The 23,768-nt window shown below is 63.6% G+C and carries 23 protein-coding genes and 1 rRNA gene; 16 read left to right on the top strand and 8 right to left on the bottom strand.

Going from position 1 to position 23,768, the window contains the following annotated elements; all coding sequences use genetic code 11:
- Window positions 1–81: 81 nt before the first annotated feature.
- From OHZ10_RS12335 to OHZ10_RS12280, 12 genes are all read left to right on the top strand, one after another.
- Window positions 82–732, top strand: coding sequence for an NADH-quinone oxidoreductase subunit J (locus OHZ10_RS12335; protein WP_059233606.1), 651 nt, complete (start codon window positions 82–84; stop codon window positions 730–732).
- Between the two features lie 18 nt (window positions 733–750).
- The gene (nuoK, locus tag OHZ10_RS12330; protein WP_059233607.1) at window positions 751–1,056 is read left to right on the top strand and encodes an NADH-quinone oxidoreductase subunit NuoK; all 306 of its coding nucleotides are present in this window, start codon (window positions 751–753) and stop codon (window positions 1,054–1,056) included.
- Window positions 1,057–1,073: 17 nt separating this feature from the next.
- The gene (gene nuoL, locus OHZ10_RS12325; protein WP_011352693.1) at window positions 1,074–3,128 is read left to right on the top strand and encodes an NADH-quinone oxidoreductase subunit L; all 2,055 of its coding nucleotides are present in this window, start codon (window positions 1,074–1,076) and stop codon (window positions 3,126–3,128) included.
- 15 nt (window positions 3,129–3,143) lie between these two features.
- Window positions 3,144–4,634 (top strand): NADH-quinone oxidoreductase subunit M, encoded by a 1,491-nt coding sequence (locus OHZ10_RS12320; protein WP_059233608.1) that lies wholly within the window; start codon window positions 3,144–3,146, stop codon window positions 4,632–4,634.
- Between the two features lie 36 nt (window positions 4,635–4,670).
- Window positions 4,671–6,125, top strand: a complete 1,455-nt coding sequence (gene nuoN, locus OHZ10_RS12315; RefSeq protein ID WP_174993833.1) for an NADH-quinone oxidoreductase subunit NuoN — start codon at window positions 4,671–4,673, stop codon at window positions 6,123–6,125.
- Window positions 6,125–6,421, top strand: a complete 297-nt coding sequence (locus OHZ10_RS12310; protein ID WP_047898602.1) for a DUF2818 family protein — start codon at window positions 6,125–6,127, stop codon at window positions 6,419–6,421. The genes nuoN and OHZ10_RS12310 overlap by 1 nt, the downstream gene beginning before the upstream one ends.
- Before the next feature lie 321 nt (window positions 6,422–6,742).
- Window positions 6,743–7,333: an NUDIX domain-containing protein gene (locus tag OHZ10_RS12305; RefSeq protein WP_174993824.1), complete on the top strand. Its 591-nt coding sequence runs from the start codon at window positions 6,743–6,745 to the stop codon at window positions 7,331–7,333.
- 136 nt (window positions 7,334–7,469) lie between these two features.
- Window positions 7,470–7,892 carry a DUF1178 family protein gene (locus OHZ10_RS12300; protein ID WP_059233611.1) on the top strand — a complete coding sequence of 141 codons (423 nt, stop codon included), beginning with the start codon at window positions 7,470–7,472 and terminating at the stop codon, window positions 7,890–7,892.
- 104 nt (window positions 7,893–7,996) lie between these two features.
- Entirely contained in the window at window positions 7,997–9,193 is a 1,197-nt protein-coding gene (locus tag OHZ10_RS12295) for an acyl-CoA dehydrogenase family protein (protein WP_342702617.1), read from the top strand.
- Between the two features lie 19 nt (window positions 9,194–9,212).
- The gene (locus tag OHZ10_RS12290; RefSeq protein WP_342702615.1) at window positions 9,213–10,346 is read left to right on the top strand and encodes an acyl-CoA dehydrogenase family protein; all 1,134 of its coding nucleotides are present in this window, start codon (window positions 9,213–9,215) and stop codon (window positions 10,344–10,346) included.
- 38 nt (window positions 10,347–10,384) lie between these two features.
- Window positions 10,385–10,846 (top strand): MaoC family dehydratase, encoded by a 462-nt coding sequence (locus OHZ10_RS12285; RefSeq protein ID WP_059236673.1) that lies wholly within the window; start codon window positions 10,385–10,387, stop codon window positions 10,844–10,846.
- Window positions 10,843–11,319: a MaoC family dehydratase gene (locus tag OHZ10_RS12280; protein ID WP_059233614.1), complete on the top strand. Its 477-nt coding sequence runs from the start codon at window positions 10,843–10,845 to the stop codon at window positions 11,317–11,319. The genes OHZ10_RS12285 and OHZ10_RS12280 overlap by 4 nt, the downstream gene beginning before the upstream one ends.
- Before the next feature lie 47 nt (window positions 11,320–11,366).
- Here the strand turns inward: OHZ10_RS12280 and OHZ10_RS12275 are convergent, their stop codons facing one another.
- Window positions 11,367–12,059: a glutathione binding-like protein gene (locus tag OHZ10_RS12275; protein ID WP_256085095.1), complete on the bottom strand. Its 693-nt coding sequence runs from the start codon at window positions 12,057–12,059 to the stop codon at window positions 11,367–11,369.
- A gap of 208 nt (window positions 12,060–12,267) precedes the next feature.
- Window positions 12,268–13,059: an oxepin-CoA hydrolase, alternative type gene (locus tag OHZ10_RS12270; protein WP_342702611.1), complete on the bottom strand. Its 792-nt coding sequence runs from the start codon at window positions 13,057–13,059 to the stop codon at window positions 12,268–12,270.
- A 202-nt stretch (window positions 13,060–13,261) separates the two neighbouring features.
- Between OHZ10_RS12270 and OHZ10_RS12265 the strand changes: the two genes are divergently transcribed.
- Window positions 13,262–13,918: a glutathione S-transferase gene (locus tag OHZ10_RS12265; protein WP_174993828.1), complete on the top strand. Its 657-nt coding sequence runs from the start codon at window positions 13,262–13,264 to the stop codon at window positions 13,916–13,918.
- A 42-nt stretch (window positions 13,919–13,960) separates the two neighbouring features.
- Here OHZ10_RS12265 and OHZ10_RS12260 read toward each other — a convergent pair whose 3' ends face one another.
- Both OHZ10_RS12260 and OHZ10_RS12255 read right to left on the bottom strand, forming a co-directional pair.
- Window positions 13,961–15,133: a pyridoxal phosphate-dependent aminotransferase gene (locus OHZ10_RS12260; RefSeq protein ID WP_174993829.1), complete on the bottom strand. Its 1,173-nt coding sequence runs from the start codon at window positions 15,131–15,133 to the stop codon at window positions 13,961–13,963.
- 28 nt (window positions 15,134–15,161) lie between these two features.
- Window positions 15,162–15,641, bottom strand: coding sequence for a putative toxin-antitoxin system toxin component, PIN family (locus tag OHZ10_RS12255; protein WP_342702609.1), 480 nt, complete (start codon window positions 15,639–15,641; stop codon window positions 15,162–15,164).
- Between the two features lie 57 nt (window positions 15,642–15,698).
- Between OHZ10_RS12255 and yaaA the strand changes: the two genes are divergently transcribed.
- Both yaaA and OHZ10_RS12245 read left to right on the top strand, forming a co-directional pair.
- Window positions 15,699–16,481 carry a peroxide stress protein YaaA gene (gene yaaA, locus OHZ10_RS12250; protein ID WP_342702608.1) on the top strand — a complete coding sequence of 261 codons (783 nt, stop codon included), beginning with the start codon at window positions 15,699–15,701 and terminating at the stop codon, window positions 16,479–16,481.
- 88 nt (window positions 16,482–16,569) lie between these two features.
- The gene (locus OHZ10_RS12245; RefSeq protein ID WP_342702607.1) at window positions 16,570–17,724 is read left to right on the top strand and encodes a M14 family metallopeptidase; all 1,155 of its coding nucleotides are present in this window, start codon (window positions 16,570–16,572) and stop codon (window positions 17,722–17,724) included.
- Between the two features lie 89 nt (window positions 17,725–17,813).
- On the opposite strand, the gene OHZ10_RS12240 is transcribed toward OHZ10_RS12245, so the two are convergent.
- The 4 genes from OHZ10_RS12240 to OHZ10_RS12225 all read right to left on the bottom strand — a co-directional run bounded on the left by OHZ10_RS12240 (window position 17,814) and on the right by OHZ10_RS12225 (window position 21,622).
- The gene (locus tag OHZ10_RS12240; RefSeq protein ID WP_174993831.1) at window positions 17,814–18,464 is read right to left on the bottom strand and encodes a BspC domain-containing protein; all 651 of its coding nucleotides are present in this window, start codon (window positions 18,462–18,464) and stop codon (window positions 17,814–17,816) included.
- 142 nt (window positions 18,465–18,606) lie between these two features.
- The gene (locus OHZ10_RS12235; protein WP_059233622.1) at window positions 18,607–19,281 is read right to left on the bottom strand and encodes an energy-coupling factor ABC transporter permease; all 675 of its coding nucleotides are present in this window, start codon (window positions 19,279–19,281) and stop codon (window positions 18,607–18,609) included.
- A 75-nt stretch (window positions 19,282–19,356) separates the two neighbouring features.
- On the bottom strand, window positions 19,357–20,193 hold the full coding sequence (locus tag OHZ10_RS12230) for a response regulator transcription factor (RefSeq protein ID WP_059233623.1): 837 nt from the start codon (window positions 20,191–20,193) through the stop codon (window positions 19,357–19,359).
- 211 nt (window positions 20,194–20,404) lie between these two features.
- Window positions 20,405–21,622 carry a DUF2863 family protein gene (locus tag OHZ10_RS12225; RefSeq protein ID WP_342702604.1) on the bottom strand — a complete coding sequence of 406 codons (1,218 nt, stop codon included), beginning with the start codon at window positions 21,620–21,622 and terminating at the stop codon, window positions 20,405–20,407.
- Between the two features lie 568 nt (window positions 21,623–22,190).
- On the opposite strand from OHZ10_RS12225, the gene OHZ10_RS12220 reads away from it, so the two are divergent.
- Window positions 22,191–23,723, top strand: a 16S ribosomal RNA gene (locus OHZ10_RS12220).
- Window positions 23,724–23,768 lie beyond the last annotated feature (45 nt).

The raw sequence follows: 23,768 nt of genomic DNA, 5'->3' as shown, positions 1-23,768 counted from the left end.
CCGAGCCGCCGCGACGGGTGCGGCACGCGAGAGCGTCCCGCAAGCCGCGCCTGACTATGGCCTAACGATGAACCGGTAATCATGGAATTCACGACCGTACTGTTCTACATCTTCGCGCTGCTCCTGGTGGTATCAGGGCTGAAGGTGATCACTTCGCGCAACCCGGTGGCGTCTGCGCTTTTCCTTGTGCTGGCGTTCTTCAACGCCGCCGCGATCTGGATGCTGCTGGAAGCGGAGTTCCTCGCGATCCTGCTGGTGCTGGTCTACGTGGGCGCCGTGATGGTGCTGTTCCTGTTCGTCGTGATGATGCTGGACATCAACATCGACTACCTGCGCCGCGACTTCAAGCGCTTCGTACCGATGGCGACCGTGGTGGGCGCGATCATCGTGATCGAGACCGCGCTGATCCTGTGGCGCGGCTACGGCGACACGCACACGGTGCACGCGATGGCGACGGGCGAGATGGCCAACTGGTCGAACACGCGCCTGATCGGCAAGGTGATCTACACCGACTACATCTTCGCGTTTGAAATCGCCGGCCTCGTGCTGCTGGTCGCGATCATTGCCGCGATCGGGCTGACCGAGCGCAAGGGCAAGGACAGCAAGCGCCAGCGCGTGTCGGATCAGGTCAAGGTGCAACGCAACGACCGCGTGCGCCTCGTGAAGATGGAAGCGGAAAAGCCGCAGCCGGAAGCGGCGCAGAGCGAAGCCGGTTCGGGCACCAACGGCTAAGCGGAGGAAAAGAAAATCATGCTGACTCTTGCTCACTACCTCGTGCTCGGCGCGATCCTGTTTGCGATCGCGATCGTCGGGATCTTCCTGAACCGCCGCAACATCATCATCATCCTGATGTCGATCGAACTGATGCTGCTGGCGGTGAATACCAATTTCGTCGCGTTCTCGCATTACCTCGGCGATGTGCACGGCCAGATCTTCGTGTTCTTCGTGCTGACGGTCGCCGCAGCGGAAGCCGCGATCGGTCTCGCGATTCTGGTGACCCTGTTCCGTAAGCTCGACACGATCAATGTCGAGGATCTCGATCAGCTCAAAGGTTAATTTCAGGCAACGCTGTTATGTCAACGACACTCAATGAAAACCTGCTGCTGGCGATTCCGCTCGCTCCGCTGGCCGGCTCGCTGATTGCGGGGCTGTTCGGGAACGCAGTCGGGCGCAAGGGCGCACACCGGATCACGATCCTCGGCGTGATGATCGCGTTCCTCCTGTCGGCGAAAGTCTTCTTCGACGTGATGGGCGGCGCAAGCTTCAACGCGACCGTCTACGAATGGATGAACGTCGGTTCGCTGAAACTCGAAGTCGGCTTCCTCGTCGATTCGCTGACCGCGATGATGATGGTCGTCGTGACCTTCGTCTCGCTGATGGTGCACGTGTACACGATCGGCTACATGGCGGAAGAAGACGGCTACCAGCGCTTCTTCTCGTACATCTCGCTGTTCACGTTCTCGATGCTGATGCTCGTGATGAGCAACAACTTCCTGCAGCTGTTCTTCGGCTGGGAAGCGGTGGGTCTGGTGTCGTACCTGCTGATCGGCTTCTACTTCACGCGTGAGAGCGCGATCTACGCGAACATGAAGGCGTTCCTCGTGAACCGCGTGGGCGACTTCGGCTTCCTGCTCGGCATCGGCCTGCTGCTCGCGTTCGCCGGCTCGATGAACTACGGCGAAGTGTTCGCGAAGCGCGCGGAACTCGCGAGCCTGCACTTCCCGGGTACCGACTGGGGCCTGCTGACGGTTGCCTGTATCTGCCTGTTCATCGGCGCGATGGGCAAGTCGGCGCAGTTCCCGCTGCACGTGTGGCTGCCGGACTCGATGGAAGGCCCGACCCCGATCTCGGCGCTGATTCACGCGGCGACGATGGTGACGGCCGGTATCTTCATGGTGTCGCGCATGTCGCCGCTGTTCGAGCTGTCGGACACCGCGCTGTCGTTCATCACGGTGATCGGCGCGATCACGGCGCTCTTCATGGGCTTCCTCGGCATCGTCCAGAACGACATCAAGCGCGTGGTCGCGTACTCGACGCTGTCGCAGCTCGGCTACATGACCGTCGCGCTCGGCGTGTCCGCTTACCCGGTCGCCGTGTTCCACCTGATGACGCACGCGTTCTTCAAGGCGCTGCTGTTCCTTGGCGCCGGCTCGGTCATCATGGGCATGCACCACGACCAGGACATGCGCAACATGGGCGGCCTGCGCAAGTACATGCCGATCACGTGGATCACGTCGCTCGTCGGTTCGCTGGCGCTGATCGGTACGCCGTTCTTCTCGGGCTTCTACTCGAAGGACTCGATCATCGACGCGGTGAAGCTGTCGCACCTGCCGGGTTCGGGCTTCGCGTACTTCGCGGTCGTCGCGAGCGTGTTCGTCACGGCGCTGTATTCGTTCCGCATGTACTTCCTGGTGTTCCACGGCGAAGAGCGGTTCCGCAAGCCGAAGCATCCGGAATCGCCGATGGGCATGGCGGCCGCACACGGCCACGACGACCACGGCCATGGCCACGGTCATGACGACCACGCGCACGAGCCGCACGAGACCCCGTGGGTCGTGTGGGTGCCGCTGGTCCTGCTGGCGATCCCGTCGGTGATCATCGGTGCGTTCGCGATCAGCCCGATGCTGTTCGGCGATTTCTTCCAGCACGGCGTCGCGTTCGACAAGGTGATCTTCATCGGCGAAAACCATCCGGCGCTGGCCGAGATGGCCGAAGAGTTCCACGGCTGGGTGGGCATGGGCCTGCACTCGGTGTCGGGCTTGCCGGTCTGGCTCGCGCTCGCCGGTGTCGTCGTCGCCTGGTTCCTGTACCTGAAGCGTCCGGAACTGCCGGCGTCGATCCGCCGCGCGTTCGGCCCGATCTACACGCTGCTGGACAACAAGTACTACATGGACAAGATCAACGAAGTGGTGTTCGCCCGTGGTTCGGTGGCGATCGGCCGCGGCCTGTGGAAGGAAGGCGACGTCGTCGTGATCGACGGCCTCGTCAACGGCAGCGCCCGGTTCATCGGCTGGTTCGCCGGCGTGATCCGCTTCCTCCAATCCGGTTACATCTATCACTACGCGTTCGCCATGATCATCGGCATGCTGGGGCTCCTGACCCTGTTTGTAACGCTCGGCGGCAAATAAGGCGGGGGACAACTAATGCACGCTTTTCCGATTCTCAGTACCGCGATCTGGCTGCCGATCGTTTTCGGCCTCCTCGTGCTTGCGGTGGGTAACGACAAAAATCCGGGGACGGCCCGCTGGGTCGCGCTGATCGGCTCGCTGCTCGGTCTTGCGGTCACGATCCCGCTGATCACGGGCTTCGACTCGAGCACGGCTGCGCTGCAGTTCGTCGAGAAGTCGACCTGGATCGAACGTTTCGACATCGCATATCACCTCGGCGTCGACGGCATCTCGATGTGGTTCGTCGTGCTGACCGCGCTGATCACGGTGATCGTCGTGATCGCCGCGTGGGAGGTGATCACCGAGAACGTCGCGCAGTACCTCGCGGCCTTCCTGATCCTGTCCGGGATCATGATCGGCGTGTTCTCGTCGGCCGACGGCCTGCTGTTCTACGTGTTCTTCGAAGCGACCCTGATCCCGATGTACATCATCATCGGCGTGTGGGGTGGCCCGAACCGCGTGTATGCGGCGTTCAAGTTCTTCCTGTACACGCTGGCCGGCTCGCTGCTGATGCTGGTCGCGCTGATCTACCTGTACACGGAAACGCACTCGTTCGACCTCGCGACGTGGCAGAACGCGAAGATCGCGATGACGCCGCAGATCCTGCTGTTCATCGCATTCTTCCTCGCCTTCGCGGTGAAGGTGCCGATGTGGCCGGTGCACACGTGGTTGCCGGACGCGCACGTGGAAGCGCCGACGGGCGGCTCGGTCGTGCTGGCTGCGATCATGCTGAAGCTCGGCGCGTACGGTTTCCTGCGCTTCTCGCTGCCGATCACGCCTGACGCGAGCCACTTCCTGGCACCGGTCGTGATCACGCTGTCGCTGATCGCGGTGATCTACATCGGCCTCGTCGCGATGGTGCAGTCCGACATGAAGAAGCTGGTCGCGTATTCGTCGATCGCGCACATGGGCTTCGTCACGCTGGGTTTCTTCATCTTCAACCAGCTCGGCGTCGAAGGCGCGATCATCCAGATGATCTCGCACGGCTTCGTGTCGGGCGCGATGTTCCTCTGCATCGGCGTGCTGTACGACCGCGTGCACTCGCGCCAGATCGCCGATTACGGTGGCGTCGTCAACGTGATGCCGAAGTTCGCGGCGTTTGCGATGCTGTTCTCGATGGCCAACTGCGGTCTTCCGGGTACCTCGGGTTTCGTCGGCGAGTTCATGGTGATTCTCGCGGCCGTCCAGTACAACTTCTGGATCGCCTTCGGCGCGGCGTTCACGCTGATCCTCGGCGCGGCTTACACGTTGTGGATGTACAAGCGCGTGTACTTCGGCGCGGTGGCGAACGATCACGTTGCCAAGCTGAAGGACATCGGCCGTCGCGAATTCCTGATGCTGGCCGTGCTTGCCGCGTTCACGATGCTGATGGGCCTGTATCCGAAGCCTTTCACCGACGTGATGCACGTTTCCGTGGAAAACCTCCTCTCCCACGTCGCGCAGTCGAAGCTGCCGCTGGCCCAGTAATCGCGAGCGGAGGAACTCAAGATCATGAACGCTCCTATGAATGTCCTGTTGCCTGACGCGCTGGTGATGGCCGCCATCGTCGTCGCATGGCTGAACGATACCTTTACCGGTGCTTCCGGCCGCCGCCTGACCTATCTGATCGCGGTCGTTTCGTCGGTCGTCGCCGGCGTGTGGTTCTCGGTGCAGGCGCTCGACCCGCATCAGTACTACTTCTTCTCGAAGATGATCGTCGTCGACTCGTTCGCGAGCACGATGAAGGCGGTCGTGTCGTTCGGCTTCGCGGTCTCGCTCGTCTACTCGCGCAAGTACCTCGAAGATCGCGACATGTTCCGCGGCGACGTGTTCCTGCTCGGCATGTTCTCGCTGCTCGGTCAGCTGGTCATGGTGTCGGGCAACAACTTCCTGACGCTGTACCTCGGTCTCGAACTGATGTCGCTGTCGCTGTACGCGGTCATCGCGCTGCGCCAGGACGCCGCGCAGTCGAGCGAAGCAGCGATGAAGTACTACGTGCTGGGCGCGCTCGCGTCGGGCTTCGTGCTGTACGGCATCTCGATGCTCTACGGCGCGACCGGCTCGCTCGAGCTGGGCGAGGTGTACAAGGCAGTCGGCGGCAATACCGACGCAGCCGTGCTGATGTTCGGCGTGATCTTCATCGTCGCCGGTATCGCGTTCAAGCTCGGCGCCGTGCCGTTCCACATGTGGGTGCCGGACGTCTACCAGGGCGCACCGACCGCGATGACGCTGTTCGTCGGCGGCGGTCCGAAGGTTGCCGCATTCGCGTGGGGCCTGCGCTTCCTGGTGATGGGCCTGCTGCCGCTCGCACAGAACTGGCAGACCGCGCTCGTGATCCTCGCTGCGCTGTCGCTGATCGTCGGTAACATCACCGGTATCGTCCAGCGCAACATCAAGCGGATGCTCGCGTACTCGGCGATCTCGAACATGGGCTTCGTGCTGCTCGGCCTGCTCGCGGGCATCGTGAAGGGCGACGCGTCGGCACCGGCGAACGCCTACAGCTCGGCGATGTTCTACGCAATCGTCTACCTGATCACGACGCTCGGCTCGTTCGGCGTGGTGATGCTGCTCGCACGCCGAGATTTCGAAGCGGAAACGATCGACGACTTCAAGGGCCTCAACAAGCGCAGCCCGGTGTTCGCGTTCGTGATGATGGTCATGATGTTCTCGCTGGCCGGCATCCCGCCGACCGTCGGCTTCTACGCGAAGCTGGCCGTGCTCGAGGCTACCGTCAACGCGGGCCTGACGTGGCTGGCCGTGCTGGCCGTGATCACGTCGCTGTTCGGCGCGTTCTACTACCTGCGCATCGTGAAGCTGATGTACTTCGATGCGCCGCAGGATGCGACGCCGATCTCGGGTGACTTCTGCAAGCGCACGATTCTCGTGCTGAACGGCCTGGCGGTCGTCGTGCTCGGCCTGATCCCGAGCCCGCTGCTGACGGCCTGCCTGCAGGCAATCCGTAACACGTTGCCGCTGTAATGTCGGCAGCCGGCTGGTTTATCGTGCTGTTGGCGCTCGTGTGCGCCAACCTGCCGTTCCTGAACCAACGCCTCTTCGCCGTCGTGCCGTTCGGCGCGGCGAAGAAGAGCGCGTGGGTGCGGATCGGCGAGCTGATCGTGCTGTACTTCATCGTCGGTGCGCTCGGCTTCTGGCTCGAGTCGCGCGCCGGCAACCGCTTCGAACAGGGCTGGCAGTTTTACGCGATCACGTTCAGTCTCTTCATCGTGTTCGCGTTCCCCGGCTTCACGTTCCAGTATCTCGTCAAACGACGCTGACAAGGGCCTGTTCGCGCCAATAACGAGCTTGCGAATGCGCCTTGCCGGCTGCAATGCAAGGAGTGGTGAGCGCCGTTTGGCCGCGCCAAACAAGCGACGATCGACGCCGCAGGGCGGCCGGCAAGGCGCGTTCCCCAGATTGGGAAAAATCATTCGCGGGGCTGGCCGCCAGAAGGGCCGATCGCGGCGTCATGCTCCTTGCGAATACGTCGAGTATCCGCTTCGTCGCAATCCTTGCGCTCGGCCCTTCTGGCGGCCAGCGCAAGCTCGTTATTAGCGCGGACAGGCCCTTGGCCGTCGCGCTCAATTTTGGAGCCGCCGATGGCCGAACTACCCAATCACGACGCCGCATTGACCGAAACCTGCCTCGAGAGCGAGGCGATTTTCGAAGGCGCGTTCCTCAAGCTCAAGCGCGATACCGTCCGTCTGCCGGACGGCAAGAAGGCCGTGCGCGAATACGTCCAGCACCCGGGCGCGGTGATGGTGATCCCGCTGTTCGACGACGGCCGCGTGCTGATGGAAAGCCAGTTTCGCTATCCGATCGGCAAGGTGATGGCCGAATTCCCGGCCGGCAAGCTCGATCCGAACGAAGGCGCACTCGCATGCGCGGTGCGCGAACTGCGCGAGGAAACGGGTTACACGGCACGCGAGTATGTGTTTTTGGCCCGCATTCACCCGATCATTTCCTACTCGACCGAATTCATCGACCTGTACCTTGCGCGCGGGCTGACGGCCGGCGAGCGCAAGCTCGACGAGGGCGAATTCCTCGAAACCTTCACCGCGACGCTGGCCGACCTGCAGGAATGGGTGCGCACGGGCCAGATCTCGGACGTGAAGACGATCATCGGCACGATGTGGCTCGACAAGGTGCTGTCCGGCACGTGGCCGCTCGGGCCGATCCAGACGCCCTGAGCGTCGCGTCAGCGGCGGGTGGGGCGCGGCGTTACAATCCCTCGATGCGGCGCGTTCGCGCCGCACGATCTGGATTTAGCACGATCGTTCACAAAACCGCATTTTGCGCTACACTCGTCACACGCCCTGATTCAACATGAAGGTCCTCGATTTACAGTGCCCGCACGGTCATCGGTTCGAAGGCTGGTTCGCTTCCGCCGATGAATTCGAAGCGCAGTTGTCCCGCAAGCTGGTCGAATGTCCGGTGTGCGGGACGACCGAGGTCAACCGTCTGCCGTCGGCGCCGCGCCTGAACCTGTCGGGCGCGTCGCAGGCCCAGCCGGCCGATCCGCGTGCGCTGCAGGCGCAGGTGATGCGCGCACTGCGCGAGGTGCTGGAGAAGACCGAGAACGTGGGCGAGCGCTTCGCCGAGGAAGCGCGGCGCATCCATTACAACGAGGCGCCCGCGCGCAGCATTCGTGGCGTCACGACGCCTGAAGATGCGCAATCCCTGGCCGAAGAAGGCATCGACGTGATGCCGCTGCCGATTCCCGCCGCGCTGAAAGAACCGCTGCAATGACGTACGCAGTGGGTCCTTGCCCGGCTGAACGACCGCGGCGAGCGTCTGCATGGGACCGGAGTAACCGCTAAAGCGCGAACTCCGGTCGACAGGAGACACTGCGCATGGATCTGGATTATTCCCCCGCCGACGACGCGTTCCGCGTTGACGTCCGCGCCTGGCTCGAGGCCAACCTGCCTCACGCACTGCGCGCCAAAGTACTCGATCACAAACGACTCGACCGCGAGGATTTCGCGAGCTGGCACCGGATTCTCGGCCAGCGCGGCTGGTCCGCGCCTGCCTGGCCCGTCGAATACGGCGGCCCGGGCTGGAATGCGACGCAGCGGCACATCTGGGACGAGGAGTGCGCACGGATCGGTGCGCCGACCGTGCTGCCGTTCGGCGTATCGATGGTCGCGCCGGTACTGATGAAATACGGCAGCGAAGCGCAGAAACGCCATTACCTGCCGCGCATTCTCGACGGCTCGGACTGGTGGTGCCAGGGCTACTCGGAGCCGGGTTCCGGCTCCGATCTCGCGTCGCTGCGCACGCGCGCCGAGCGCCACGGCGACCACTACGTCGTCAACGGCCAGAAGACCTGGACCACGCTCGGCCAGTACGCGGACATGATGTTCTGTCTCGTGCGCACCGATCCGGCCGCGAAGAAGCAGGAGGGCATCTCGTTCCTGCTGATCGACATGAAGACGCCCGGCATCACGGTGCGCCCGATCGTCATGCTCGACGAAGACCACGAGGTCAACGAGGTGTTCTTCGAGGACGTGAAGGTGCCGGTCGAGAATCTTGTCGGCGACGAGAACCGCGGCTGGACCTACGCGAAATACCTGCTCGGTCATGAACGCACCGGCATCGCGCGCGTCGGCGCGTCGAAGCGCGAACTCGCGTTCCTGAAGCGCGTGGCGTCGACCCAGCGCAAGAACGGCAAGCCGTTGCTCGCCGATCCGGTGTTCGCCGCGAAGGTCGCGGCGCTCGAAGTCGAGCTGATGGCGCTCGAGGTGACGGTGCTGCGCGTCGTCAGTCGCGAGACGAGCGGCAAGGGGCCCGGCCCCGAAGCATCGATGCTGAAGATCAAGGGCACCGAGGTGCAGCAGGCGCTCACCGAACTGATGGTCGAAGCGATCGGCCCGCTCGCTGCACCGTTCGACGTGCCGTTCCTCGACGGCGAGCGCGAGCACAGCATCGCGGGCGACGACGATGCGGCGCCGCTTGCCGCGTACTACTTCAATTACCGGAAGACGTCGATCTACGGCGGCTCGAACGAGATCCAGAAAAACATCATCGCGCAGATGATTCTGGGGCTGTGATCAGGCAACGGAGACAACCATGGATTTCAGCTTTACCGATGAGCAGCAGCAGTTCACGGACGCGCTGCGCCGTTATCTCGGCGAGCAATACGGCTTCGAAGCGCGCCAGGCGATCGTGCGCAGCGACGCGGGCGTATCGGACACGCAGTGGAGCGCCTTCACCGAACTGGGGTTGACCGCGTTGCCCGTGCCCGACGCACAGGGCGGCTTCGGCGGCGGCCCGGTCGACATGCTGGTCGTGATGCAGGAGCTGTGCCGAGCGCTCGTGATCGAGCCGTACTGGGCCACGGCGGTCGGCGTCGAGGCATTGCGCGTCGCCGGCTCCGGCGCAGGCGAGGATGCCGCGCTGCTGGAGGCGGTCGCGCAAGGACAGAAGCGTGTCGCGGTCGCATTCCACGAACCGCGCGCGCGCTACGACCTGTACGAACTCGACACGCACGCACGCGAGCAGGGCGGCACGTACCGGCTGACCGGTACCAAGTCGGTCGTCCAGCATGGCGCACAGGCGCACGCGTGGATCGTGCCGGCGCGTGTCGACAGCGGCGGCATCGGCCTCTTCGTCGTCGAACGCGACGCAGCGAACGCGAAGGTGGCCGACTACCGGACGATCGACGGCCAGCGTGCCGCGACGCTCGAATTCGACGAAACGCCGGCCCGGCTGCTGTCGGGCGGTGCGCGCGACGCGGCGGCGCTCGAGCAGATTGCCGATTACGCGACGTTCCTGCTGTGCGCGGAAGCAGTCGGCGCGCTCGACGAGCTGAATCGCGCGACGGTCGAATACACGAAGACGCGCGAGCAGTTCGGCGTGCCGATCGCGCGTTTCCAGGCGTTGCAGCACCGGATGGTCGACATGCTGATTCACGCCGAGCAGGCGCGTTCGCTGACCTATCTGGCGGCGGTGCGCTACGCGAGCGGCGACGCCGACGCGCGGCGCAAGGCCGTGTCGGCCGCGAAGGCGCGTGTCGGTGCGGCCGCGCGCTTCGTCGGCCAGCAGGCCGTCCAGTTGCACGGCGGCATGGGCGTGACCAACGAGGTCGCCGCCGCGCATTTGTTCAAGCGGCTGACGATCATCGAGACGACGCTCGGCGATACCGATCATCATCTGGCCCGCATCGCGGCGCTGCCCGATTTCGCGCAGGCCGACGCGGCATGACGGCGACGCGCGAGCGCGCCAGACAAGGAGACTTGCAAGTGGGTATCAGTTACGAAGACCTGGTGGTCGGCAGCACCACCGAAGTGGGCAGCTACACGTTCGAGCCCGACGACATCAAGGCGTTCGCGAAACGCTATGACCCGCAGCCGTTCCATCTCGACGAGGAAGCCGGGAAGGCATCGCACTTCGGCGGGCTCGTCGCGAGCGGCTGGCATACGTGCTCGGTGTTCATGAGCCTGCTCATCAAGAAGCTCGGGCCGGATTCGACCAGCATGGGTTCGCCGGGCATCGACTCGATCCGCTGGCTCAAGCCGGTGCGAGCCGGCGACACGATCACGATGTACCAGAAGGTCCACGACAAGCGCGTGTCGGAGAGCAAGCCCGACCGCGGCATCGTGTCGACGGAGTGGGTCGGCGTGAACGAAGCCGGCGAGACGGTGATCAGCGTGCACACGAAGGTGCTCTTCGGGCTGCGCCATCCGGGACGGGCGAACGCATGACCGATGCGACCTTGCCACTGATCGCATCGGCGCAGGCGCTGCAGGCGCGAGTCGGTGCGGCGCCGCTCGCGAGCAACTGGATCGAGATCGACCAGCCGCGCGTCGACGGCTTTGCCGACGCGACCGGCGATCATCAATGGATTCACGTCGATCCCGAACGCGCGCGGCGCGAGTCGCCGTTCGGCGGACCGATCGCGCACGGGTTCCTGACGCTGTCGCTGATTCCCGCGTTGATGACCGACGCGATGCGCTTCGAGCAGAAGATGGGGGTGAACTACGGGCTGAACCGCGTGCGGTTTCTGAAGCCGGTGCCGGTCGGTGCGCGCGTGCGCGCGCTGTTCGCGGTGAAGGAAACGGCCGAGGCCGCGCGGGGCGGCATACAGGTGACGTGGTCGGTGTCGATCGAGGTCGAGCATCCCGATGCGCCGCGGCCGGTATGCGCGGCGGAGTTCATCACGTTGCACTACTTCTGAAGGGCGGAGCGGCAGGTACGGATGCCGCTCCGCGCGTCACGCACGTGTCAGTGCTTCGCGTATTGCGTCGCGCCGAACAGCACCTCGCGTGCCTTGTCGTCCTGCAGCGGCTTGCGCATCGATGCGAGTACCTCGACGCCGCGTTGCACGGCCGGTCGTGCGGCGATCGCGTCGTGCCAGCGCTTCACGTTCGGCAATTCGTCGAGCACGATGCCCTGGTTTTGCCACGAGCGCGTCCACGGGAACGTCGCAATGTCCGCGATCGTGTACGTGTCGCCTGCGAGATATTCGGATTCGCCGAGGCGCTTCTCCATCACGTTGTACAGGCGCTTCGCTTCGTTCGTGTAGCGGTTGACCGCGTACTCGATCTTCTCCGGTGCATACAGGCGGAAGTGGTGCGCCTGCCCGAGCATCGGGCCGATACCGCCCATCTGGAACATCAGCCATTCGAGCGTTGCATAGCGCGCGGCCGGATCGGCCGGCAGGAACTTGCCGGTTTTCTCCGCGAGGTAGATCAGGATCGCGCCCGATTCGAACAGCGAGATCGGCCGGCCGCCGGGGCCGTCCGGATCGACGATAGCGGGGATCTTGTTGTTCGGGCTGATCTTCAGGAACTCGGGCTGGAACTGGTCGCCTGCACCGATATCGACCGGATGGGCACGATACGCGAGGCCAGTTTCCTCGAGCATGATGTGCACCTTGTGGCCGTTCGGGGTCGCCCAGCTATAGACGTCGATCATCGTCAACTCCTTGGTGGCATGCGCGAAAACGGCGCCGGCAGCGCCGCGACAGGCGGCCATTAGAGCATGGATCGACGCGGGCTGCTGGCGACGGAAACGAGCGGGCAGACGGATGCGTGCAGCCGCAGCGGAAGGTCGCTGTCGACGCTGCGCGCCCCATCGTCCGGATGCGGCGGCGTTGCGTCGTTGCGATGGGCGGTGGGGCGGATCAGCGTTTGTAGTGCGGCTGACGCTTCTCGAGAAAGGCGGTGATGCCTTCGAGGCCGTCCGCATGATGCAGCGAGGCGACGAAATGATCGCGCTCGGTGCCGAGGTGCGCATCGAGCGGTTGCGCCGTCGCGTCGTCGAGCAGCGACTTCATGCGCGTGAGCGCATTCGGCGAGATGCCGGCGAGTGCGTCGGCCCAGGCGAGCGCGTCGTTCAGTGCCGTGCCGGGCACTGCGAGCCGGTTGACGACGCCGAGCGCATGCAGGCGTTCGGCCGTGACCGGCTTGCCTTCGAACAGGATCTCGGCTGCCATCGCGCGCGGCAGTGTGCGCGCGAGGAACCACGAACCGCCGCCGTCCGGCGTGAGGCCCACGCGCGCATACGACATCACGAATTTCGCGTCGTGCGCGGCGACGATCAGGTCGCACGCGAGCGCGAGCGAGAAGCCCGCGCCGGCCGCGGCGCCTTCGACGGCCGCGATCACCGGTTTCGTCGATGCGCGGATCGCCGTGACCCATGCGGCGAGCTGGTCGATGCTGTCGGCCTGGTAGGACGGGTCTTTCGAGCGGTTCTCGAGCAGCCGGTTCAGGTTGCCGCCTGCGCAGAAGAAGCGATCGGCCCCGGTCAGCACGACGGCGCGAATCGCCGGATCGCGCTCGGCGGTGGCGAGCGCTTCGATGCCGGCCGCGTACATGTCGGGATGCAGCGCGTTGCGCGCGCCGGGATTGGATAGCGTGAGGACGAGCGTCGATTCGCTCTCGGGCGGACGCGAGGCCAGCAGTTCAGCACTCATGCGAGTGTGTCTCCATCGGATGGCGGGGCTGCGGCGCCGGGTGTGTTGCACGGGCAGGCGGAGCTGCAGCCGCAGCGGATGTAATGTTGTCGTGACGAACGCAAAACTTGCTTTAGACTAGCACGAACGTGCTTTTCAGCGCGATGAATCCCGATGCGGCCGGCACCGTTGCGGCTGCGCTTCAGCAAGGAAGGAGACTCCGATGCTACAGCTGTGCGGTATTCCGTTGTCCAACTACTACAACAAGGTGAAGTTCGTCCTGCTCGAGCACGACATTCCGTTCGAGGAAGCGGTATGCGGTTTGCCGATCAGCGACGCGGCGCAGCTCGCCGATTCGCCGCTCGGCAAGATTCCCTTTCTGAAGACCGAAGAAGGCGCGCTGTTCGAGTCGCAGGTGATCATCGAATACCTGGCGGCGCGCTATCCCGAGAAAGGCATTTTCCCGGCGAGCCCGTTCGCGGCCGCGAAGGTGCGCGAACTGGTCGAGACGCTCGAGCTGTATCTCGAATGGATGGCGCGCGAGGTCTATACCGAAGCGTTTTTCGGCGGCAAGGTCAGCGACGGGATGAAGGCGCACGTCGAGAAGCGCCTGCCGCGTGCGATCGATGCGTTCAAGCAGATGACGCAGTTTTCGCCGTATGTTCTCGGCGGCTCGTTCGGCCTCGCGGACATCGCCGCGTGGGTCCATCTGCCGGTCATCGGGATGGCGACGAAGGCCATATTCGGGCGCGATTTCCTGCTCGACGCCGGCATCGACTGGAAGGCGCATGCGAAGCAGGTTGCCGAGCGTCCGGCCGCGCAGCGCGTGGCCGCCGAGCGCAAGGCGTACATCGAAGCGACGAGCGTCGCGCGTTCGTAAGCGCGGTTTCCGCAGGGCGGCGTGCGGCCGCCCGTGCGGGCCTTACAGGCGGGCGAGTCGTTCGAGCGCGGACGCGAGCGTGCTTTCCTGCTTCGCGAAGCAGAAGCGCACGACGCCCGATTCGTGCGGCTCGTGATAGAACGCCGAGACCGGAATGGCAGCCACGCCGATCTCCGACGTGAGCCACTTCGAGAATTCCGCTTCGGGCAGGTCGCTGATCGCCGAGTAATCGACACACTGGAAGTACGTGCCCGGGCACGGCAGCAGCTTGAAGCGCGAGCGCTCGAGGCCGGCCCGGAAGAAGTCGCGTTTCTTCTGGTAGAAGCCGGCCAGCGACAGGTACGGCGCCGGGTCGCGCAGGTAGTCGGCGAGCCCGATCTGCATCGGCGTGTTCACCGTGAACACGTTGAACTGGTGGACTTTGCGGAATTCCGCGGTCAGCGCGGCAGGCGCCGCGACATAGCCGACCTTCCAGCCCGTCACGTGGTAGGTCTTGCCGAAGCTCGACACGATGAAGCTGCGTGCGGCGAGTTCAGGGTAGCGCGCGACACTCTCGTGGCGCGCGCCGTCGTAGACCATGTGCTCGTACACCTCGTCCGACAGGATCAGCACGTTGGTGCCGCGCACGATGTCCTCGAGCTTGCGCATGTCCGCCTCGCGCCACACGGTACCTGTCGGGTTGTGCGGCGTGTTGATCAAAATCATCCGCGTCTTCGGCGTGATCGCGGCCGCGAGACGGTCGAACGGGATCGCGTAGTCGGGTGCTTCCAGCGTGACGAACACGGGCTTGCCGCCCGCGAGTTCGATCGACGGCAGGTAGCTGTCGTAGGTCGGCTCGACGACGACCACTTCATCGCCCGGATGCACCGCGCACAGGATCGCCGTTAGCAGCGCCTGCGTGGCGCCGGCCGTCACCGTGATTTCGGTAGCCGGATCGTAACGCCGGCCGTAGACCTGCGCGATCTTGTCGGCGATCGCATCGCGCAGCGGCGCGACGCCGGCCATCGGCGGATACTGGTTGTGCCCGTTGCGCATCGCGGCCGCGACCGCGTCGACGATGCGCGGGTCGCAATCGAAATCCGGGAAGCCCTGGCCGAGGTTCACCGCCCCTTTTTCGGCGGCAAGCGCGCTCATGACCGAGAAGATCGTCGTGCCGACGTTCGGCAGGCGCGAGGGGAAAACGGGAGTCGTTGGCATGTCTGAAGGAGCGTTCATCGATACGGTCGAAATCGGTTGGTATGCGTCAGGCCGGCGTGGCGTCGAGTGCGCAGGCCTCGGTAAACGGCGCAGGCTGCGCGATCCGGAAGCCGAAGTCGCGTGCGGTGCGCTTCGCGAGCTTCAGCAGCGCGCGGTCTTTCGACACGAGCCACTCGGCCTGCGCGGCACGGGCGAGTTCGAGAAACTTCTGGTCGTCGCGGTCCTTGCACTTCGGCAGCGGCGGCGCGTCGGCGTCGACGGGCGGCGGTTCGACGAGGCTTGCGAGGCGGGCAACGGTCGCGAGGGCGGCCGCCTTGTCGATCGCGCGCGACTGGAATTGCGGATAATCGAGCACGTACTCGAGTTCGGTCAGGCAGCGGCTGTCGATCACGGCAGCCAGCGTGCCGCGCTCCAGCGCAGCGCGGATCGGGCGTGTAGCGGGGTCGTCGAATACGAGGATGTCGATCCAGACGTTCGAGTCGAGCACGACGCGGTGTGCGGCATGCGGGGCGAGAGAGCGGGTCATTCGTTACAATCGGTGGTTTTCGTCTGACCGCAAGGCACGGCGTGCCAGCGAGCCTCTATGATAATCGTTCTCTCTCCAGCCAAATCCCTCGACTACGATACGCCCGCGCACGTCCAGTCTTACACGAAGCCTGCATTCGTCGACGACGCGTCGGAGCTGATCGACGGCCTGCGCAAGCTTTCACCGCAGGACATCGCGACGCTGATGGATATTTCCGATCCGCTCGCACGCCTGAATTTCCAGCGCTACGCCGACTGGTCGCGTACCTTTACGCCGGCCAATGCGAAGCAGGCCGTGCTCGCGTTCAACGGCGACGTCTATGAGGGTTTTGACGCAAAAACGCTGTCGTCCACCGATCTCGACTACGCGCAGCAGCACGTGCGCGTGCTGTCGGGCCTGTACGGGCTGCTGCGTCCGCTCGACCTGCTGCAGCCGTACCGGCTCGAGATGGGCACGCGTTTCGCGAACGCGCGCGGCAAGGATCTGTACGCGTTCTGGGGCGACCGCATCACGCGGGCGCTGAACGAGCAGCTCGAGACGCGCAGCGGCGCGGCACGCGTGCTGGTCAACTGCGCGTCGACCGAATACTTCAAGTCGGTCAAGCCGAAGCTGCTGGCCGCGCCGGTCATCACGCCGGTGTTCGAGGACTGGAAGGGCGGCCGCTACGAGATCATCAGCTTCCACGCGAAACGCGCGCGCGGCCTGATGGCGCGTTTCGTCGTCGAGAACCGGATTACCGACCCGAAGGCGCTGAAGGAATTCGCGACGGAAGGCTATGCGTTCGATGCGGCTGCGTCGAACGATTCGACTTACGTATATCGCCGGCGCGTCGGCGAGTGACCCAGCCGGCCGTTCACGAGACGGCCGGCGCATGCATGAGGCCGGACAGGCGGCACACCGCCCGAACCGGTCGCCCAAGGAGAGACAGATGACCCTTTCGATCACCAGCAATTTCGACGCAGGCGCAATCGACGTCGTGTCGTGCGACAGCCCCGACGCGATCCGCCTGCGCGTGCGCGGCGACAATCGCTCGGAATTCGCGCAATGGTTTTACTACCGCTTGACGGGCGCGCGCGGCGAGCGATGCGTGATGACGTTCGAGAACGCGGCCGAATGCGCGTATCCGTCGGGCTGGCGCAACTACCACGCGGTGGCGAGCTATGATCGGGTCGACTGGTTCCGCGTGCCGACGACGTTCGACGGCAAGACGATGACCATCGACCATACGCCGGAGTTCGACAGCATCTACTACGCGTATTTCGAACCGTATTCGGAGGAGCGTCACGCAGCGTTTCTCGGTGCGGTACAGCAGTTGCCGCAGGCGAGCGTCGTCGAGCTCGGCCGCACGGTCGAAGGCCGCCCGATGTCGCTGCTGACGCTCGGCACGCCGGAAGCCGATGGTGCGTCGAAGAAGAAGGTGTGGATCGTCGCGCGTCAGCATCCGGGCGAGTCGATGGCAGAGTGGTTCGTCGAGGGGCTCGTCAAGCGGCTGGCCGGATGGGGGGGCTGGGCCGGCGATCCGGTCGCGCGCAAGCTCTACGATCACGTGACGTTCTACATCGTTCCGAACATGAACCCGGACGGCAGCGTGCACGGCAACCTGCGCACTAATGCGGCAGGTGCGAACCTGAACCGCGAGTGGATGGCGCCCGATGCCGAGCGCAGCCCCGAAGTGCTGGCCGTGCGCGATGCGATCCATGCGATCGGCTGCGACATGTTCTTCGACATTCACGGCGACGAGGATCTGCCGTACGTGTTCGTCGCCGGTTCGGAGATGTTGCCGAGCTTCACCGAGCAGCAGGGCAAGGAGCAGACCGCATTCATCGACGCGTTCAAGGTCGCGAGCCCCGACTTCCAGACCGAGCATGGCTACGCAGCGAGCAAGTACAAGGAAGATGCGCTCAAGCTCGCGTCGAAGTACATCGGCCATCAGTTCGGTTGCCTGTCGCTGACGCTCGAGATGCCGTTCAAGGACAACGCGAACCTGCCCGACGAGCGCGTCGGCTGGAACGGTGAGCGTAGCGCAGCGCTCGGCGCGGCGATGCTGGCGGCGATCCTGGTGCACGTCGACACGTTCGCGTAAGCGCATCCGTTGGCGCATGAAAAAAAGCCGGGGCATCTCAGGATGCTCCGGCTTTCTTTTTTTGCGGCTGTCGTTGCCGCTCCGTCGTATCAGGACTTCTTCGCGGTTTTTTTCTTGACGGCTTTCTTCTGGCCGCTCGACTTCTTCGTGGCGACGGCCTTCTTGCTCGTGCGGCCCGATGCCTTCGCCTTGGCCTTGCCGCGATGCGACTTGCCCTTGAACTTCTTCGACGACGACGAGCGCTCGACGCGCGGCTTCAGCGGCGGAACGGGGTCGTTCCAGCTGAACGCAAGCATTTGCTGGCCGACATAGCCGCAGCGGAATTTCAGCGGCGTCGGATCGCTGCCATCGGTGTGGATGCCGAGCCCGTCGACCGTGACGATGTTGTCGACCTTCACGCGCTGCTTGCCCTGGTCGAACGAGTCGTTCCATGGCGTGATCGTCGCGTTGCCGCTGTCGAATGCGTTCGGTGCGAAGTCGACGCGATCGAATGCCGTCGACGTGCTGGCGATGAAGCTGCCGTGCGCGGCACAATCGGCGGCGAGCGGATCGGCATGCATCTCGTTGACGAATTTGTTGATCAGTTCGGAGCGCTGGTCGAGCAGGTCGGCGAGTGCCGGTGTGGGAAGCGCAAGCGACAGGCCCGCGATACAGGCTGCCAGCTTGCCGAGCGCCCGGAAAATCCGGAGCGAGGCAGGAGAGCTGTCCATCTGGTTATTGGTGAGGAGCGAAGGAGACATCGGGCACGTATAGATGCCCGATGAAGAACAGGAGTTCAATCTTAGCGTAAAAAAGTTGTGCGGCAGTAGATCACGTATTCTGCCGCGCTGCGGAAGGCGTCGAAGGGGCGCGCGTCGACGGTGCCCCGATCCGGAGGGAAATTCAGGCGCGCGGGCCGCCGAGGCGATAGCGCCGGACGTCGAAGGTCGTGACCCAGGCGGGGCGATAGACGGCGATGAGTGCCGTTGCCATGCCGGTGAACCACGCTTCGCCGAGTGCGAGCAGCGCGGTGTTCAGCAGATAGCCGGCCGGGATCACGACGGGCACGCCATCCGCGAGCGCGAGCTGAACACCGGCAGCCGCGGCGGCGACTGTGACGATCGCGATGGCCGGCGACAGGAAGCCCTGGCCGGTGATGAATGACGCGAGGTTGTGCGGCAGCCATGCGAGCGCGGCGCGCTGCAGCAACGCCGACACAGCGACAGGCAGTGCGCCGTAGATCAGATAGGTCAGGCCAATGCCTTGCCACGGCGCGTCGAAGATGATCGCGGCTACCGCCGTGACGGCGCCCATTGCGATCAGTGCGAGCGTCCAGTCGAATAGCGTGACGAGCAGCGTTGCGCCAAGCAGATGCATGACGATGCCATCTTCGAGCCACGCATTCGAGGCCCAGAGAACCGCGATCGCGGTGACGAGCGCGAGCCACACGTGCTGGAGCGTGGCGTCTTGCAGGCGTACGAAGGGACGATTCCAGATCGCGAGCGCGAGCAAGGCCACGGCAGCGATCCAGCCACCGATGCCAACCCAGAGCGGAAGCGGTGTGAAAAGAAAACCCATGCGTTCATATTACTCGTTGAGCATCAAAGGTGGGAATCCGCACTTGCCGACCGTCGCAATATCGAGACTGTTTGCCTAGCGTCCGCGCCGGAATCGTGCAGGCGGCTCGGCAGCGAGCGGCAAGTCCTGCGTGCCCGTATTGGCGGCAGGCAACGGATAGGGACGGTCGTTCCGTTGTGTACGCAGCGGAGCCGGGCCGTGTTCGCCGATGGCCGGCTTGCGGGCTCGGCTGCGGTTCGCCAGCAGTACCTCGAGATGGGGCGACAGCCAGCCGTTGTAGATCGCGACCGCGGCGGCGCGGTTTGCGGCGCCAAGCTGCTGGAAGATGCTGGCGAGATGGATCTTCACGGTGCCTTCGCTGATGCCGAGCGTACGGGCGATCATCTTGTTCGTGCTGCCCATGTGGACGAACCGCATGATCTGCGCTTGCCGCGGCGACAGGAGGCCGCTCGGCGGGCGACGGGGAAGCGAACCGGCGAGCGTCTGGAAATGGGCATCGTGTCGCGCCGCAGCCGCCGAGGGCAACAGGCTGAGCGCGCCTGGCGGAATGTAGTGCCCACCCAGCAGCACGATCTCGAGCGCGCGCACGATCAGGTGTGGCCGCGTGGAATGCGGAATCACGCCCGCGACCCCGTAGTGGAAGAAGCGCTGAATCGCTTCAGGCGACACCTCGTCGACCAGGACGGCGACCGGTGTCGGCGAGCACGCACTGCAGAGCGCCTGAAGCTCGCTGAGCCGGCCCACGTCGAGCCAGTCGATCGCGACGAGGTCGAAACGCTGGGTGCGCAGCAGCCGGCGCGCCTGGAAACTGTCCGGCGCATCGTTGATGCTGGCGTGCCGGTCGATCTGCCGCAGCAGGGCCTTCAGTCCGTCACGCCGCTCGGCATCTGAGTTAAGCACCAAGAACCGCATATTCAACCTCCGTAAGGGTGAGTCATTGAGTTGCTGTCGGGTATGTGCTGGCCCCGATAATGACAAAGACCTTACACGATGTCTGCTCGGCTGAAAGGCTTAGGAAATGTTCGAAATTTCGCGCGGCGGTGGATCGGACAAGAAAAAAGCCGCTTCGGCAGGAACCGGAAGCGGCTTCGGGCGGGCAGGCTGTCAGGGCCTGCGGTGCGGATCAGTGGAAGTGCGGTTGGGCGGGCGATGCGTCTTCCGGCATTTCCGCATGGACGATTTCGCCGAGCGGATCCGCGTAGAGCGGCACGCCGCAGTCGTCGCAGTATTCGGGTTCGAAGCGGCCCGCGTGCCGTCGGACGTCGGTTACGCCGCATTCCTTCAGCAGGCTCACGATTTCCTCGAGCGGCCCGTCGATCGGCGCTTCGCCCTCGAGCGTCGCGCTGTCCATCGAGACGTCGCCGTTTTCACGGCCGTAGAGCGGCCACACGACACCGTAGATCACGTCGTTGCTGGCACGCCGCGTGAAGCCGACACGATACTCGTCGATACGGCGTTCGCCGAAGCCGGCGACCACCGCGCGCAGCTCCTGCGGCGCCGCACCAAGTGTGTCGAAAAGATAACGAATGGCGGTTCGAACGGTGTGCGGACGAATGCGCTCGTCCGCATCCCGACAGGCCGAGTAGTACGCGTCCGGAAGCAGGCATTCGAACTCGCAGCCGGGCAGTGCGATCGACAGGTTCGGGCCGCCCTGCGCCGTCCATTGCTCGAGGCACTGGCCGCGCTCGATCCGGCTGCCGTTTTCTTCTTCTTGCCAGCGGAACAGCGACGCACCGGCGGGCGCGGCGACGACTGCGAGCAGGAAGCGCGGGTCGGCCAGGATCGGCGAGGTTTCCGGCAGATCGCCGAAGCTCAGCTTCGGGGTGTGCTGGCTGATCGCCGCATGCGCGAGCTGCTGGGCAAGCCGGTAGGTTTCCACGTGGTGCCGCGGCAACTGGTCGATGCTGTAGAGGAACGGCGCAAGCCCGACCAGGGTGCCGTTCGCAAGCACGTGGGCCTGCAGATGGGTGCGCAGCGCGTCGGCTACGTCGCCCTTGAGCGGACCCGACGGGATCATATAGCGCGTCCAGGCCAGAACCGGAACGGCGACCAGCAGTGCATCGTACGGTTGGCCGTCGTGCTCGATCACCAGCGACTCGCTGTGCGTTTCCGCCATGTCGGCGAGTGCGCCATAGGCATCGGGATGATTCTGCTGAAGATGGTCGAGCGCTGCGTCGAGCGTGGTCTGGTTGCCGTTGCGGACAATCTTGGCGAGCAGCGCATCGAGCTTCGCTTCCCAGAAGCGATCCTCGATGCGGCTGCCCGAGGCGAAGAGCGCAAGCGACAGACCGACTAGTTTGTCGGCATCGGGGGGGAGGCGTTTGGCGATTCGCTGGCGCATATTAAAGACGTATATAGAAGGAGGCGAAGAACCTCACATTCTAGTCCGTTCTTTGCACCATAAGCGGTCTCGTGCCCGGGCAAGGCAGGGCGGCCGAATTTGCAGCGTTCGTAAAAAAGTTGCGTCGAACCCCTTGCGCGATTGTCAGGAGCTGCATAGAATCACGCCTCTTTCGCGCTAACGGAAACACGGCGCGGGAGGAAGGGAAGCGGTGCTGTTGAGGTCCGGTGGTAGCGGCCTCGGCGGTACAGGAAGTTGAGCCCCGCAGTCGCAACGGTGTAGTAAAAAAGTTGTTGACGAGCTGCGAAACACGGTTCATAATCTCGCTTCTCTGCTGCTGAAAACGCAGCGCTGCTGAGAAACACGAAGTTCCTCGCAGAAATGCTCTTTAAAAATTAACAGCCGATAAGTGTGGGCGCTTGATGGAAGCGAGCTGATTTTCGGATCAGATGGCGAAAGTATCAAGAGTCTCACACTAAAGTAAGTCAGGTTTATGAAGTGATTCATATTCCTGTCAGCTTTGAGTGAGCGACCGGTTCTTAACCGAACCGAAAACAGTAACAGGTTTAAACTGAAGAGTTTGATCCTGGCTCAGATTGAACGCTGGCGGCATGCCTTACACATGCAAGTCGAACGGCAGCACGGGTGCTTGCACCTGGTGGCGAGTGGCGAACGGGTGAGTAATACATCGGAACATGTCCTGTAGTGGGGGATAGCCCGGCGAAAGCCGGATTAATACCGCATACGATCTACGGATGAAAGCGGGGGACCTTCGGGCCTCGCGCTATAGGGTTGGCCGATGGCTGATTAGCTAGTTGGTGGGGTAAAGGCCTACCAAGGCGACGATCAGTAGCTGGTCTGAGAGGACGACCAGCCACACTGGGACTGAGACACGGCCCAGACTCCTACGGGAGGCAGCAGTGGGGAATTTTGGACAATGGGCGAAAGCCTGATCCAGCAATGCCGCGTGTGTGAAGAAGGCCTTCGGGTTGTAAAGCACTTTTGTCCGGAAAGAAATCCTTGACCCTAATACGGTCGGGGGATGACGGTACCGGAAGAATAAGCACCGGCTAACTACGTGCCAGCAGCCGCGGTAATACGTAGGGTGCGAGCGTTAATCGGAATTACTGGGCGTAAAGCGTGCGCAGGCGGTTTGCTAAGACCGATGTGAAATCCCCGGGCTCAACCTGGGAACTGCATTGGTGACTGGCAGGCTAGAGTATGGCAGAGGGGGGTAGAATTCCACGTGTAGCAGTGAAATGCGTAGAGATGTGGAGGAATACCGATGGCGAAGGCAGCCCCCTGGGCCAATACTGACGCTCATGCACGAAAGCGTGGGGAGCAAACAGGATTAGATACCCTGGTAGTCCACGCCCTAAACGATGTCAACTAGTTGTTGGGGATTCATTTCCTTAGTAACGTAGCTAACGCGTGAAGTTGACCGCCTGGGGAGTACGGTCGCAAGATTAAAACTCAAAGGAATTGACGGGGACCCGCACAAGCGGTGGATGATGTGGATTAATTCGATGCAACGCGAAAAACCTTACCTACCCTTGACATGGTCGGAATCCTGCTGAGAGGTGGGAGTGCTCGAAAGAGAACCGGCGCACAGGTGCTGCATGGCTGTCGTCAGCTCGTGTCGTGAGATGTTGGGTTAAGTCCCGCAACGAGCGCAACCCTTGTCCTTAGTTGCTACGCAAGAGCACTCTAAGGAGACTGCCGGTGACAAACCGGAGGAAGGTGGGGATGACGTCAAGTCCTCATGGCCCTTATGGGTAGGGCTTCACACGTCATACAATGGTCGGAACAGAGGGTTGCCAACCCGCGAGGGGGAGCTAATCCCAGAAAACCGATCGTAGTCCGGATTGCACTCTGCAACTCGAGTGCATGAAGCTGGAATCGCTAGTAATCGCGGATCAGCATGCCGCGGTGAATACGTTCCCGGGTCTTGTACACACCGCCCGTCACACCATGGGAGTGGGTTTTACCAGAAGTGGCTAGTCTAACCGCAAGGAGGACGGTCACCACGGTAGGATTCATGACTGGGGTGAAGTCGTAACAAGGTAGCCGTATCGGAAGGTGCGGCTGGATCACCTCCTTTCCAGAGCTATCTCGCAAAGTTGAGCGCTCACGCTTATCGGCTGTA

It is taken from the genome of Burkholderia arboris (assembly GCF_038723655.1).
Taxonomy (GTDB): Bacteria; Pseudomonadota; Gammaproteobacteria; order Burkholderiales; family Burkholderiaceae; genus Burkholderia; species Burkholderia arboris.
Note: the sequence above shows the minus strand (reverse complement) of the source record. Positions and strands in the feature narration are given on the sequence as shown.